The following is a 14,066-nucleotide window of genomic DNA, read 5'->3' on the forward strand; positions in this document are numbered from 1 at the left end:
TTTCGGTGCCGTGACTTTTCATCGTTCGCCCGCTCGTTTACCAGTGGACCTCATGCTGAGCCGACCCAAATCGACGATGTCCAAATCTTCCATCGGGAAGACAGCGCGCGGCTTCGCGACGCTTTTGCTTGCCGCCGCCGTCGCTGTCACCGGCTCGGTGACGGCCTTCGCGCAGGCGGTGCCGGTCGTGCGCGATGCCGAGATCGAGGCGCTGGTGCGCGACTATGCGCGGCCGATCTTCAAGGCGGCCGGTCTTGCCAATGACGGTGTCGATATCGTTCTGGTCAACGATCAGAGCTTCAACGCCTTCGTCACCGGGCGCCGGCTGTTCATCAACACCGGCGCGCTGATGCAGGCAGAAACGCCCAACGAGATCATCGGCGTCATCGCCCATGAGGCCGGCCACATCGCAGGCGGCCATCAGCAGAAATTGCGCGACCAGCTCGAGCGCGCCAAGACCATGGCCATCATCGCCACGCTGCTTGGCGCCGGCGCCATCGTTGCCGGCGCCACCACCAACAGCCGCGGCCTTGCCGGCGCCGGCATGGGCGTGGCCGCGGGCGGCGGCGAGATGGCGCAGCGCAGCATTCTTGCCTACCAGCGCACCGAAGAGTCGACCGCCGACCGCTCTGCCATCACCTATCTCAATGCCACCGGCCAGTCCGGCATGGGCATGCTGAAGACCTTCGCCCGCTTCCAGAGCGCGCTGTCGCTTTCCGGCACGCAGGTCGATCCCTACCGCATCAGCCACCCGATGCCGCAGGAGCGCATCGCCAATCTCGAAGTGCTGGTCAAGCAGAGCCCTAACGTCGACAAGGTCGATCCCCCGGCACTGCAGCAGCGGCACGACATGATGCGCATCAAGATCGCCGCCTATATGGGCGGCCAGGCCGCCGCCACGCGGCTGATCCGCAAGGCCCCAGGCAGCCTCGCCTCGCGCTATGGCGAAGCGCAGATGGCCTATCTCTACGGCAATCTGGGTGCAGCACTGACCAAGGCCAATGCATTGATCAAGGAACAGCCGAAGAACCCCTATTTCCAGGAAATGCGCGGCGACATCCTGATGAAGGCCAACAAGCCCAAGGACGCCGCGGACGCCTATGCCAAGGCGGTCAGCCTCGATCCGGTGAGGTCGGGCCTGTTGCCCGTTTCTCTCGGCCAGGCGCTGATGGCCATCGGCACGCCCGACTCGCTGAAGAAGGCGTTGGTGCAGATCAACAACGGTCTCGGGCGCGACAAGGAAAACACGGTCGGATACCGCTATCTCGCCCAGGCCTATGGCGAGCTTGGCAACATTCCGGCGGCGGAACTCGCCACCGCCGAGGGCCATTTCTATTCCGGCGATTACACGAATGCGAAAATTTTCGCCATGCGCGCGCAAAAAGACTTGAAGCGTGGCGAGCCCGGCTGGATTCGGGCGCAGGACATCATAAACTACAACCCTTCAGGCAAACTGAAGAAATGAACCTTCCGGTCGCCCGCGGCGACTAGGATAGACCGGAACCGGTAAAGAGGATCAGACGATGAACAAGGCAATATTGCTCGGCACGACGGGAGTGGCGGCTGCTCTTGCCATGCTGGCTTTCGGGTTCGTCGCCGGCAGTCCGCAAGTGGCCAAGGCCGGCACGGCGCAGACCGTGCAGACCGCCTCTGCCGACACCAAGATCGATCGCACCGAGGTCGAGGGCATTATCCGCGACTATCTCCTGAAGAACCCTGAAGTGCTGCTCGAAGTGCAGGAGGCGCTCGAGGCCAAGCAGAAGGAAGAGCAGCGCATAGCCAGCCTCGGCGTCATCGAGAAGGCCAAGTCCGAGATTTTCAACTCGACCTTCGACGGCGTCGTCGGCAATCCGAAGGGCAAGGTCACCATCGTCGAATTCTACGACTACAATTGCGGCTTCTGCAAACGCGCCATCGACGACATGCAGGCTCTGACAAAGGCCGATCCGGAGCTGCGCTTCGTGCTCAAGGAATTCCCGATCCTCGGGCCGGATTCGCAAAAGGCCAGCGTCGTCTCGATGGCTTTCCACCTGATGCATCCGGAGAAATACGGCGAGTTCCACAACGCCCTGCTCGGCGGCCAGGGCCGCGCCACCGAGGCGGCGGCCATCAAGGTTGCGCTGTCGCTAGGCGCCGATGAGGCGAAATTGCGCGAGAAGATGAAGGACCCGACCATCACCGAGGCCTTCTCCAAGACCTTCGACCTCGCCAACAAGCTGGCCATCACCGGAACGCCTTCCTACGTGGTCGGCAATGAGGTGGTGTTCGGGGCGCTTGGCCAGGAAGTGCTGGCTGAAAAGATCGAGGCGGCGAAAGCCGCGCTCTGATCTTGCACGCGAGCCTATTTCTCACGGGCACATTTCCGCCTGTTGTGGACAGTGAAAGATCGCACTTGTGCTCTTTCCGCGGGCGGCTATGCCCATTATAGAAGGCCCTGCGCGCCGGCTTGAGGCCGGCGTCGGAAAAGGTCGGCATTTTTGAAAACGATTTTCGTCCTGAACGGCCCCAACCTGAACGCGCTCGGCAAGCGCGAGCCGGGCATCTATGGCGGCAAGACGCTTGCCGCGATCGCCGACGACTGCAAGGAGGCGGGCGCCGCGCTTGGCCTCGAGATTGATTTTCGCCAGTCGAACCATGAGGGCGACCTCGTCGACTGGATCCAGGAAGCCGGCGACAAGGCAGCCGGCATCGTCATCAATCCGGGTGCCTACAGCCACACCTCGATTGCCATTCACGACGCCATCCGCGCTGTGGCGCCGCTGCCCGTCGCCGAAGTTCACCTCTCCAACATCCACGCGCGGGAACCATTCCGCCACGTCTCCATGGTCGCGCCGGTCGCTGTCGGCATGATCTGCGGGTTCGGGCCGCTTGGCTACTCGCTGGCGCTGCAGGCGCTGGCGGCACGCCTATGACCGGCCCACAAACAGAAGGCTCGAAAATGTCGATAAAGAAGACCGGTGTTGACCAGCAACTGATCCGCGATCTCGCGGGCATACTGAACGACACCAATCTCACCGAGATCGAAGTCGAGCTCGGCGACCTGAAGGTGCGCGTGTCGCGCCAGGCGCCGGCCGTCCACGCCATCGCCGCCCCGCAGGCCGGTTATGCTCCGGCAGCGCAGCAGCCCGCGGCGGGCGCGGCTGCCGCACCAGCAGTGGCCGACCCGTCCAAGAACGCGGTCCCCTCGCCGATGGTCGGCACCGCCTATCTCGCGCCCTCGCCCGACGCCAAGGCCTTCATCGAAGTCGGCCAGAAGGTCAAGGAAGGCCAGACGCTGCTGATCATCGAAGCGATGAAGACGATGAACCAGATCCCTTCGCCGCGCGCCGGCACGGTGACGGCGATCCTGTTCGAGGACGGCCAGCCGGTCGAGTACGGCATGCCGCTCGTCGTGATCGAGTAGAGCGGGCCGGATGTTCCAGAAGATCCTCATCGCCAACCGCGGCGAAATCGCGCTTCGGGTGCTTCGCGCCTGCAAGGAACTCGGCATCCAGACCGTGGTCGTGCATTCGACCGCCGACGCTGACGCCATGCATGTCAGGCTCGCCGACGAAAGCGTGTGCATCGGTCCGCCGCCGTCGCGCGACAGCTATCTCAACATCCACCAGATCGTCGCCGCCTGCGAGATCACCGGCGCCGACGCCGTGCATCCGGGCTACGGTTTCCTGTCGGAGAACGCAAAGTTCGCCGATATCCTCGCCGCCCACAACATCACCTTCATCGGTCCGTCGGGCGACCATATCCGCATCATGGGCGACAAGATCGAGGCCAAGCGCACGGCAAAGCGGCTCGGCATTCCGGTTGTGCCGGGCTCCGACGGCGCCGTCACCGATCAAAAGGAAGCCAGGCGCATTGCCGCCGAGATCGGCTATCCCGTGATCATCAAGGCATCGGCAGGCGGTGGCGGGCGCGGTATGAAGGTCGCCCTTACCGAAGCCGATCTCGAGATCGCCTTGCAGACAGCGAGCACGGAAGCCGGCGCGGCCTTCGGCGACGATGCCGTCTACATCGAGAAATACTTGGAAAAGCCGCGCCACATCGAGGTGCAGGTATTCGGCGACGGCGCCGGCCGCGGCGTGCATTTCGGCGAGCGCGACTGTTCGCTGCAACGCCGCCACCAGAAAGTCTGGGAAGAGGCGCCCTCGCCGGCCCTCAACGCCGAGGAGCGCGCCCGCATCGGCGATATCTGTGCCAAGGCCATCGCCGACCTCGGCTACTCCGGCGCAGGCACCATCGAATTCCTGTACGAGAATGGCGAGTTCTACTTCATCGAGATGAACACGCGTCTGCAGGTCGAGCATCCGGTGACGGAAGCGATTACCGGCATCGATCTCGTGCACGAACAGATCCGCGTCGCCTCCGGCGGCGGGCTTTCAGTGCGCCAGGAGGACATAAAGTTCAACGGCCACGCCATCGAATGCCGCATCAATGCCGAGGATCCGCGTACCTTCACGCCTTCGCCCGGCACGATCACGCATTTCCACACGCCTGGCGGTCTCGGCATTCGCGTCGATTCCGGTGTCTATTCCGGCTACAAGATCCCGCCCTATTATGACAGCCTGATCGGCAAGCTGATCGTGCACGGCCGCAACCGCGTCGAATGCATGATGCGGCTGCGCCGGGCGCTCGACGAATTCGTCGTTGACGGCATCAAAACGACGCTGCCGCTGTTTCGGGACCTGGTCGGCAATGCCGATATCGCCAATGGCGACTACGACATCCACTGGCTGGAAAAGTATCTGGCCAAAGAGGAATAGCGCCCGAATTGCCGCTATGATGCCGCGATGACCCGCCCTTACGCACCCGGCTATCGCATTCCGACCGACCTCTTGCTCAAGGCCTATGCCTCGGGCGTCTTCCCGATGGCGGAGAGCGCTTCCGACCCGGAAGTGTTCTGGGTGCGGCCGGAGACGCGCGGCATCATCCCGCTCGACGGCTTCCACACGCCGAAGAGCCTGCGGAAGACGATCCGCAAGCACCCGTTCGACATCCGCTTCGATTTCGATTTCGAGGCGACGATCGACGGCTGCGCCGAAAAGCGCGAGGAGCGCCGCTCGACCTGGATCAACGCGCCGATCCGCGAAGCCTATATCGAGCTGCACCGTCTTGGGCACTGCCATTCGGTCGAGGCATGGCGCGAGGAACGGCTGGTCGGCGGCCTCTATGGCGTCTCGCTCGGTCGCGTGTTCTTCGGCGAAAGCATGTTCGCCCGGGAAACCGACGCGTCCAAGACCTGCCTGTATCATCTGGTCGAGCGGCTGAAGGCGCGCGGCTTTGCCCTGCTCGACACGCAATTCACCACCGAGCATCTCAAACGCTTCGGCGCGGTCGACGTGCCGCGCGTCAAATACGAGAAGATGTTGGCCGACGCGCTGAAGGGCGAAGCCGTTTTTTATCCCTGACCGGAGACCGAGCGGCAGAGCCGTCTCGACCGGTGAAGGGGTCAGCCCTTCGCGGTTTCCATCGGCGTCTGCGAATGGAACATCATCTTCCAGCCGTTGACACGATGAACATAGCCGGTGCTGACCAACGCGGCGTAGGGCTCGCCGTTTTCTCGTGTCGCATGAGCCTCATAGGTCAGCATGATAATGTCGCTGCCGGGCTCGATGATACCCTTGAGGTCGATCTGAAGGTCGCGCCAGCGGTTGGGCTTGGTCGCGGTCTTGGCCAGATCGGCATTGTCCATTGCCTGTGCCATCTCAGGAAATGCTACCAGGCATTCTGTGTCGACATTGGCGGCGTAGTAAGCTTCGTCGCCCGTCCAGAACCCCTTTTCGAGTTCGAGCAGGTCGTCTTTGCTGGCCGTGATCCGTTTGCTGTCCGACATCAGAATATCCTCCAAGCGCGCAAATGCGCGGTCGTCCATGGCCCAACGCATGGTGGCCATGACGGTTCCGGAGGATCAGTTGGTGTTGGTCGCGTCAGGCTCCGTGGGGTCCGGCTGTTCGGCGGCCGGAGCAGCGGCGGGCTTTGGCTTGGACGTGTCGACCTTGGGCGTCTCGGCATTGGCCGCGTCGGGCGGCGGCACATCCGACTTCTGCTTGCAGCCCTTTAGCCAGACGTCATAGACGGCGTGCTCGACGGCGTTTAGGCCGGGGCTCTCGGCGAACATCCAGCCGGTGAAGATGCGGCGGATCTTGCGGTCGAGCGTGATTTCGTCGACTTCGACGAAGGAATCGGTCTTCGGCTCTTCATTCTCCGGCCGCGAATAGCAGATGCGCGGCGTCACCTGCAAAGCGCCGAACTGCACGGTTTCGTCGATGTAGACATCGAAGGTGATGATACGGCCGGTGATCTTGTCGATGCCGGCAAATTCGGCGACCGGATTGGTGATGCGATCGGAGATTGCGGGTGCTGCCGCAGGCGCCTGCGCCGCGGCAAACGCTGTCGAAAACATGGCGATAGCGCCAATTGCCGCCAGTCCGGCCATCGATGTCAGGCTGAAAATGTTCATGCGGAGATACCGGTGGTTTGGGCCCGGGTGATTCTGTCACGCCCAAGGCTATTCGCCGTTGTCATATCAGCAAGCAGCTAAACGCCAATTGTGGCGACAAAGGACCGGCCGGCGGTCAAGAACCAGGCGTCCACGCATCGTAGTCGCCCGTCACCTGCGGACGGTGCTGATTGGTGAGCACGGAACCCTTTGGGCGATAAGCCGCCGGTGTTCCCGTGAGGTTCGGCTCATGCGCCTTTTCCCATTCGCGCGGCCGATAGTCATCGCTTGGCGGCGCCACATCGACGCGGTGATGCATCCAGCCGTGCCAGCCCGGGGGGATCGCCGACGCCTCCGAATAATTGGCGTAGATGACCCAGCGGCGGGTGCGGCCTTCCGAATCGACGCCGCCTTCGTAGTAGACGTTGCCGGCCCCATCCTGGCCGACCTTGTTGCCGTGGCGCCAGGTGTGAAAACGGGTTCCCAGCGTCTGGCGGTTCCACCAGGTGAAAAACTGCAGAAGGAAAGTTTTCATTCAGATCCTCGCGGGCGCGCGGCGGTGGCTGTCCCTGCTTATGGCGTCAGGCCTTGGCGAAGGCAAGGGTTTTGCGGCGCCTGCGGCACTGACGGCATGCCGAAACGCTCGGTCATTGGCCGATCCATTTCGCACCTGCGAACCGACGCTTGCCAAGCCGGCTGCGTCTTCCTAAAGCTCTCATCGCCCGGCGCTGCCGCATGACCCCGAAAATCGAAATCGATTTTCGGAAAGGATCATGCGCAAACCAAAGTGCTACAGCGTCCTTTGCGCGTCCACGGGACGCGCGGCGCTGTAGTCAACGCCGGCTGCGGGAGGTGAGGAATGGCCTTAGCTGTCGCCAGGATCAGTGCGGAGACAATACGCGCCCGCAAGGGCGGCGTGCCGGTCGTATGCCTTACCGCTTACACCTATCCCGTCGCCCGCCTGCTCGACGATCATGTCGACCTTCTCCTGGTCGGCGACAGCGTTGCCATGGTGCTGCATGGCCACAAGACCACGCTCGGCGCCTCGCTGGAGATGATGATCGCCCATGGCCAGGCCGTGATGCGCGGTTCGTCAAAGGCCTGCGTGGTGGTCGACATGCCGGCCGGCAGCTACGAGACTTCGGCCGCGCAAGCCCTTGCCTCGGCGCGCCGCATCTCTGAGGAAACCGGCTGCGAGGCGGTGAAGCTGGAAGGCGGCGTCGAAGTCGCCCTCCAGATCGCCGCAATCGTCACGGCCGGCATTCCAGTGATGGGCCATATCGGCTTGCAGCCGCAATCGGTGGAAAAGGACGGTGGCTACAAGATCAAGGGCCGCACGCCGGAGAATGTGGCCGCGCTCATGCGCGACGCCGACGCGGTCGCAAAGGCCGGCGCGTTTTCGCTGGTCATCGAAGGCACGGTCGAGACCGTTGCCGCCGACCTCACCCGGCACATTACCATTCCTACCATCGGCATCGGCGCCAGCCGCGATTGCGACGGCCAGATCCTGGTCATCGACGACATGGTCGGCCTGACGGTCGACCGGGTGCCGAAATTCGTCAAGGAATACGCCGATTTGCGCAGCGCTGTCGCCGATGCCGCGGCGCGTTATGCGGCGGAGGTGCGCAGCCGCACCTTCCCCGGGCCGGGCCACGTCTTTTCAGCCGCGAGCGACAAGGACAAGGCATGAACCGGCCCCCCATCCGCCAGCCGCTCGTCGTCGACACCGTGCCCGGCCTTCGCGCGCAGATCCGCGAATGGCGGCGCGAAGGCCTGAGCGTCGCCATGGTGCCGACCATGGGCGCTTTGCATGACGGCCATATCTCGCTGGTCGGGGCTGCGCTCGCAACGGCCGATCGCTGCGTCGTCTCCATCTTCGTCAACCCGGCCCAGTTCGCCCCCACTGAAGATCTCGACAAATATCCGCGGCAGCTGGCCCGCGATCTCGACCGGCTGACCGAGGCCGGCGCACAGCTTGCCTTCACGCCTACGGTTTCCGAAATGTATCCGGCAGGCTTTGCGACGAAGATTTCGGTCGGCGGCCCGTCTTCTGGCCTGGAATCGGATTTCAGGCCGACCTTCTTCGAGGGCGTCGCCACGGTCGTGGCCAAGCTCTTTCTGCAAGCCCTGCCCGACTACGCCATCTTCGGCGAAAAAGACTACCAGCAGCTTTGCGTCGTCCGAAAGCTCTGCCGCGATCTTGACCTTCCGGTGGAAATCGTCGGCGCGCCAACCGTGCGCGATGCGCATGGCCTGGCAATGTCGTCGCGCAACGCCTATCTCGACGCCGCCGAGCTCGACGTCGCGCGACAGCTCAATGTCATCTTGCGCCAGACGGCGGCAGCGCTCGCGGCCGGTGCCGATGAAAACGGCGTGACCGGTAAAGCCACTGCCGCGCTTCTCGAGGCAGGCTTCGACAGCGTCGACTATGTCGCCGCGCGCGAGAGCCTGACGCTCACCTCGTGGCGGCGTGACGGCGATGGCCGCCTGCTTGCCGCGGCGTGGCTTGGCAGAACCAGGTTGATCGACAATGTGGAAGTTTACTCATTTATTCCCTGAAAAATTCCAATTCCGTTCACTTTGATTTGTATCGCAGAGCGGCCCGAGCGCTCTTAGACAACGGCTCATCAGGTACGTTCTGGCCAGCCCGTAAGCGCTCACGATACACCGAACGCCGCTGTGAGACGTTTCACAGACGTAACCAAGCCGGCTATGTTGTGTGCGACCCCAGGCAGAGACAGTGTGTGACCTGCCACTACGCTGCAATCCTTACGAGGCTCTACGTGTCTGTCCAGGCCAACATAGTCGGTCGCGCCCTGCCGCAGATCGTCGAGGCAATCTACGATTCGATTGTCGATGTCGGCCGTTGGCCATCGACGCTTGAATCAATCTGCAAATTGGCGCTCGGCCGGCTTGCCATGCTGGCGGTCGTCGATACGGCGAGAAACTCGGCCCGGTTTTCGACTTCCTGCGGCGATCCGGTTCTGCTTGAGCCGCTGCAGCGCGACTACGCCTGCGAGGTGCCCTTTTTCAAGGCGGTGCCGAAGATGGAAGTCGACATACCGTTGACCGTCGACAGCGTCTACGCCCTGCAAGGCCCTGACGCCCGCCAGAACTGGCTCGAAAGCCGCATCGTGCGCGAGTGGGTGGAACCCAACCGTCTCGACGATTTCTTCTGGGTAGCGCTGATGAAGCAGCCGGCGCGCACCGGCACGCTGATGGTGGTTACCGACAAGGACAGGCCCCAGATTTCAGCCAGGGATATCGACCTGATGTCCAGGCTCGCCCCCCATGTCCGGCGTGCGGTGACCATCGGCGACCTGTTCGAGGCCGAGCGGCGCAAGGCCGACATCTTTCGCTCGATCCTTGAGAGCCTCGACCATCCAGTGCTGATCGTCGCCGACGATATGCAGATCATTTTCGCCAATCCGGCAGCCGAAGCCCTGCTCACCGAAACCGCCTCAGTGTCCTCGGTGCGCGGCCAGCTGTCCTTCGCTTATGCCAACGCCAACACCGCCATCGGCCGCGCCGTCCAGCTCGGCACGCGCGACGAATTCGCGCTCGGACCGTCCGGCATCAACATTCCGCTGGTGAAGGCCATGTCTCCGGCGGTGGCGCATGTCATGCCTCTGGCGCGACGCGACATTTCGGCCCGCATGTCGCCGCGCGCCGCCGCGGCCATCTTCATTGCCGCCGCCGGCGCCGCATCAGTGCCGGCGCTGGAAGCGATCGCTGCGCTGTTCGGACTGACCGCAGCGGAAAAGCGTGTCGCCGGCCATGTCGCCGCCGGGCTGACACGGCGTGAAATCGCGGCTGCCAGCGGCGTCTCGGACGGCACCGTCAAATCACAGCTGGCAACCATCTTCGACAAGACCGCCACCGGCGACCAGCGAGAGCTGGAACTCCTGATGCGCGAATTGACGCCGCCGCTGCGCTCGGCCTGAAGCCATACTCGGAGCCAATCATCAAATTTTTCAACTATTTGCCGGTACGCAGGCGTAATCCACAATACCAAGCCGGCATCGTTGCAATTCGGCCAAAATCATGGTGCGGTTCTGCTCCGGTCCGGAGACGGTGCATCGTGCACGACCGGACGTGGAAAACCATTTCCTGGGCGGTCCCCGAACTTGATACCGACACGAATTGAACGGCTGCTGCCTTACCTCTTCCTGCTGGCCCTGCTTTGCATCGCGCTCGCTTTCCGTCCGCTACTGCCGGTCGACGAGACGCGTTATCTCAGCGTCGCCTGGGAGATGTATCTCGGTGGACATGTCTTCGTACCGACGATGAACTTTGCGCCCTATCTGCAGAAGCCGCCGCTGTTGTTCTGGCTCATCGATCTCGTCTGGAACATCTTCGGTGTGAGCCGCGCGGCGGCGATGCTCGTCATCTTCGCTGCCTCGTCGCTGGTCATCTGGCTGACGACACTTCTGGCCAAAACCCTGTTTCCCGAGCGCCCGGAAATCGCCAGTCGCATCCCCTGGCTGGTGGCCGGCAGCACCGTCTTTGTCATCTATTCGACCCTGATCCTGTTCGACATGCTTTTGACGGCCTGTGTGGTCGCCGCACTGCTGGCGTTGCTGGGCTTCGCCAGGACCGGCAACCGCTGGCAGGCGGTGCTGGCGGGTCTCTTCATCGGGCTCGGCGTGCTGGCCAAAGGCCCGGTCGTGCTCATTCACATCGGCGCGCCCGTCCTGCTCTATCCCCTCTGGCGTGACCGGCGAGCCGGCCTTGCCCCTTTGCAGTTCTTTGCCGGAGCCGGCCTGGCAATTCTCGCCGCCCTTGCCCCGGTCGCTATATGGCTGGCGCCCGCGACCATCCTGACCAAGGGCAGTTTCGTCTACGATCTCGTCTGGAACCAGTCGGCAGGTCGGGTTACCGGAAGCCTGCACAATTCGCATGGCCGGCCGTTTTACTTTTACCTGATGCTGTTGCCGCTCATGTTCGTGCCCTGGGCCTTTATCCCCCCGGTGTGGCGGCTGAGGCCGGTTGCCCGGATACGCAGCCTGATCGACACCAAATCCCCGGATCTGCGTGCCCTGCGCCTGCTGTCGTTCTCGTTCATTGCGGTGCTGCTGGTCTTCAGCGCCATATCCGGCAAGCAGCCGCACTATGTCGTGCCGGCACTACCGTTCGCGACCATTCTGCTGGGCTATTTCATGGCCGAGATTTCAGTCGCCAGGCTGAGGGCGACGGCCTTTGTCATGCTTGCCCTTTTCGCCATCGGCCACGCCGCCGCCTCGGCGACCGTGTTCAAACGCTACGATCTCACGCAGCTGGCGAGCTTCATCGACGAACGAAAGGACGCCGACTGGGCCGTCGCTTACGACTATCAGGGCGAGGTCGGTTTCCTTGGGCGAATAGAGAAGCCATTCGAGAACGCCGACAAGCCTGAGGAATGGCTCAAGTCTCACCCCGGCGGCTACGTCATCGAAAAGCAATCGAAAGATCCGGGCACATCCGAACAGATCGCCTTCCGGCAGCCGGTGGAACGCGGCTATCTGGTCGTGCTGAAAGGACAGCACTGAGCGTTTCGTCGGGCGCCTATCCCAGCGGTTTCTCGAAGATCAGCGCCGGCAACCCCGAACCGCCGCCGCAATCGGCGGTGCTGCCGACCGGCAAAAATCCCTTCGAACGGTAGAAGGCGATGGCCGGCACGTTGGCCTCTTCCACCTCGACGCGCAACCTGTTCGCCTCGGGAAAGCTGGCTTCGACCTCGTCCAGCAAGGCCTGGCCGATGCCTTGCCGCTGGCAGGCCGGCAGTACATAGAGCTGGTTCAGCAGCACGATCTTCGCATCCGTCGTTGCGGCGGCAAAAGCCATGCCGCCGATACGCTTGCCGTCATCGGCGACCAGGAATTCCGAGTTCGGCCTTGTCAGCCGCGCCTTGAGCGAGGCGATCGAATGCCAGTCGTCGGTAATTTCGATCACCCGCTGGGCGCCATAGATCGCGTCGTAGGTTGCGTGCCAGGTTTCGACCAGCAGCGCGCGGACAGCGGCAAGGTCACGTTCGCTGGCGGTGCGGACGAACATTGTTCTATTCGATACCGAGCTTGGCCTTGACCAGATCGTTGACCGCCTGCGGGTTGGCCTTGCCGCCGGTGGCTTTCATCACCTGGCCGACGAACCAGCCGGCCATGGTCGGCTTGGCGCGAGCCTGCTCGACCTTGTCGGGGTTGGCGGCGATCACCTCGTCGACCGCTTTCTCGATGGCGCCGGTGTCGGTGACCTGCTTCATGCCGCGGCTTTCGACCAACTGGCGCGGATCGCCGCCCTCGTTCCAGACGATCTCGAACAGATCCTTGGCGATCTTGCCGGAGATGGTGCCTTCCTTGATCAGGTCGATCACGGCACCGAGCTGCTCCGGTGTTACAGGAGCATTTTCAATGCCCTTGCCGGCCTTGTTAAGCTGGCCGAGCAGGTCATTGATGACCCAGTTGGCGGCAAGCTTGCCGTCGCGGCCCGAGGCCACCTGCTCGAAATAGTCGGCGATCGGCTTTTCCGACACCAGGATCGAGGCGTCGTATGTCGACAGGCCAAGTGAGGAGATCAGGCGCGCCTTCTTGTCGTCGGGCAGTTCCGGCAACTCCTTGGCCAGCGCGTCGACATAGGCCTGGTCGAACTCCAGCGGCAAAAGGTCGGGATCGGGGAAGTAGCGGTAGTCATGCGCCTCTTCCTTGCTGCGCATCGAGCGCGTCTCGCCTTTGACGGCGTCGAACAGCCTGGTTTCCTGGTCGATCTTGCCGCCATCCTCGAGGATGGCGATCTGGCGGCGCGCCTCGAACTCGATGGCCTGGCCGATGAAGCGGATCGAGTTGACGTTCTTGATCTCACAGCGCGTACCGAATTCGCCGCCGGGCTTGCGAACGGAGACGTTGACGTCGGCGCGCATCGAACCTTCGTCCATGTTGCCGTCGCAAGTGCCGAGATAGCGCACGATGGTGCGCAGCTTGGTGACATACGCCTTGGCCTCGTCGGCGGAGCGCATGTCGGGCTTGGAGACAATCTCCATCAGCGCCACGCCGGAGCGGTTGAGATCGACATAGGACATGGTGGGATGCTGATCGTGCATCGACTTGCCGGCGTCCTGCTCCAGGTGCAGGCGCTCGATGCCGATCTCGATATCCTCGAACTCGCCCTGCCGGTCGGGACCGACCGAAATGACGATCGTGCCTTCGCCAACGATCGGCTGCTTGAACTGCGATATCTGGTAGCCCTGCGGCAGGTCGGGATAGAAATAGTTTTTCCGGTCGAAAACCGACTTGTGGTTGATCTGCGCCTTCAATCCGAGGCCGGTGCGGATCGCCTGCTTGACGCATTCCTCATTGATGACCGGCAGCATGCCGGGCATGGCCGCGTCGACCAGGCTGACATTGGCGTTGGGCGCCGCGCCGAAAGTCGTCGACGCCCCGGAAAACAGCTTTGCTTCCGAGGTTACCTGCGCATGGACCTCGAGGCCGATGATGATCTCCCAATCGCCGGTAGCGCCGGGAATAAAACGTTTGGCATCGGGCGTGCGGGTATCGATAAGGGTCATGGTGGCCTGCGCTTTTGGCTCGCGAAAACTGCGATTTTCGCGAATTTGGGTATCGGTCTTCGCTAGTGCAAACCGCTTCGCGAGACAAGCGCCCAA

The 14,066-nt window shown here is 62.9% G+C and carries 15 protein-coding genes; 10 read left to right on the plus strand and 5 right to left on the minus strand.

The genetic code is table 11. The annotated features are described in order from the left end of the window. Positions 1-52 precede the first annotated feature (52 nt). The 6 genes from AC3EML_RS21850 (at position 53) to aat (ending at position 5,402) form a co-directional block, all read left to right on the plus strand. Positions 53-1,465: a M48 family metalloprotease gene (locus tag AC3EML_RS21850; RefSeq protein ID WP_352520423.1), complete on the plus strand. Its 1,413-nt coding sequence runs from the start codon at positions 53-55 to the stop codon at positions 1,463-1,465. 58 nt (positions 1,466-1,523) lie between these two features. Continuing rightward, positions 1,524-2,327, plus strand: coding sequence for a DsbA family protein (locus tag AC3EML_RS21855; RefSeq protein ID WP_023667484.1), 804 nt, complete (start codon positions 1,524-1,526; stop codon positions 2,325-2,327). A gap of 150 nt (positions 2,328-2,477) precedes the next feature. Beyond that, a complete protein-coding gene (gene aroQ, locus AC3EML_RS21860) occupies positions 2,478-2,912 on the plus strand; it encodes a type II 3-dehydroquinate dehydratase (protein WP_352520424.1) in 435 nt (144 codons plus the stop codon). Between the two features lie 26 nt (positions 2,913-2,938). Continuing rightward, a complete protein-coding gene (gene accB, locus AC3EML_RS21865) occupies positions 2,939-3,403 on the plus strand; it encodes an acetyl-CoA carboxylase biotin carboxyl carrier protein (RefSeq protein WP_023681496.1) in 465 nt (154 codons plus the stop codon). A 10-nt stretch (positions 3,404-3,413) separates the two neighbouring features. Further along, a complete protein-coding gene (accC, locus tag AC3EML_RS21870) occupies positions 3,414-4,757 on the plus strand; it encodes an acetyl-CoA carboxylase biotin carboxylase subunit (RefSeq protein ID WP_352520425.1) in 1,344 nt (447 codons plus the stop codon). 27 nt (positions 4,758-4,784) lie between these two features. Continuing rightward, the gene (gene aat, locus AC3EML_RS21875) at positions 4,785-5,402 is read left to right on the plus strand and encodes a leucyl/phenylalanyl-tRNA--protein transferase (RefSeq protein ID WP_023681498.1); all 618 of its coding nucleotides are present in this window, start codon (positions 4,785-4,787) and stop codon (positions 5,400-5,402) included. A 41-nt stretch (positions 5,403-5,443) separates the two neighbouring features. On the opposite strand, the gene AC3EML_RS21880 is transcribed toward aat, so the two are convergent. From AC3EML_RS21880 to AC3EML_RS21890, 3 genes are all read right to left on the minus strand, one after another. Then, positions 5,444-5,827 carry a hypothetical protein gene (locus AC3EML_RS21880; protein WP_023667489.1) on the minus strand — a complete coding sequence of 128 codons (384 nt, stop codon included), beginning with the start codon at positions 5,825-5,827 and terminating at the stop codon, positions 5,444-5,446. 75 nt (positions 5,828-5,902) lie between these two features. Continuing rightward, positions 5,903-6,454 (minus strand): DUF2155 domain-containing protein, encoded by a 552-nt coding sequence (locus AC3EML_RS21885; protein ID WP_352518626.1) that lies wholly within the window; start codon positions 6,452-6,454, stop codon positions 5,903-5,905. A 115-nt stretch (positions 6,455-6,569) separates the two neighbouring features. Beyond that, positions 6,570-6,968: an NADH:ubiquinone oxidoreductase subunit NDUFA12 gene (locus AC3EML_RS21890; RefSeq protein ID WP_023667491.1), complete on the minus strand. Its 399-nt coding sequence runs from the start codon at positions 6,966-6,968 to the stop codon at positions 6,570-6,572. A 324-nt stretch (positions 6,969-7,292) separates the two neighbouring features. Between AC3EML_RS21890 and panB the strand changes: the two genes are divergently transcribed. The 4 genes from panB (at position 7,293) to AC3EML_RS21910 (ending at position 11,961) form a co-directional block, all read left to right on the plus strand. Then, entirely contained in the window at positions 7,293-8,123 is an 831-nt protein-coding gene (gene panB / locus AC3EML_RS21895; RefSeq protein WP_023681501.1) for a 3-methyl-2-oxobutanoate hydroxymethyltransferase, read from the plus strand. Continuing rightward, positions 8,120-8,992, plus strand: coding sequence for a pantoate--beta-alanine ligase (panC, locus tag AC3EML_RS21900; RefSeq protein ID WP_444849040.1), 873 nt, complete (start codon positions 8,120-8,122; stop codon positions 8,990-8,992). Before panB ends, panC begins: the two co-directional genes overlap by 4 nt. A gap of 224 nt (positions 8,993-9,216) precedes the next feature. Next, positions 9,217-10,377: a helix-turn-helix transcriptional regulator gene (locus tag AC3EML_RS21905; RefSeq protein ID WP_023738939.1), complete on the plus strand. Its 1,161-nt coding sequence runs from the start codon at positions 9,217-9,219 to the stop codon at positions 10,375-10,377. 183 nt (positions 10,378-10,560) lie between these two features. After that, positions 10,561-11,961: an ArnT family glycosyltransferase gene (locus AC3EML_RS21910; RefSeq protein WP_050588894.1), complete on the plus strand. Its 1,401-nt coding sequence runs from the start codon at positions 10,561-10,563 to the stop codon at positions 11,959-11,961. Between the two features lie 16 nt (positions 11,962-11,977). On the opposite strand, the gene AC3EML_RS21915 is transcribed toward AC3EML_RS21910, so the two are convergent. Both AC3EML_RS21915 and gatB read right to left on the minus strand, forming a co-directional pair. Then, positions 11,978-12,466 (minus strand): GNAT family N-acetyltransferase, encoded by a 489-nt coding sequence (locus AC3EML_RS21915; protein ID WP_023710580.1) that lies wholly within the window; start codon positions 12,464-12,466, stop codon positions 11,978-11,980. A 4-nt stretch (positions 12,467-12,470) separates the two neighbouring features. Beyond that, a complete protein-coding gene (gatB, locus tag AC3EML_RS21920; protein WP_023688375.1) occupies positions 12,471-13,970 on the minus strand; it encodes an Asp-tRNA(Asn)/Glu-tRNA(Gln) amidotransferase subunit GatB in 1,500 nt (499 codons plus the stop codon). Between the last annotated feature and the right edge of the window lie 96 nt (positions 13,971-14,066).

The sequence above is a fragment of the Mesorhizobium sp. P170090 genome (genome assembly GCF_057786115.1).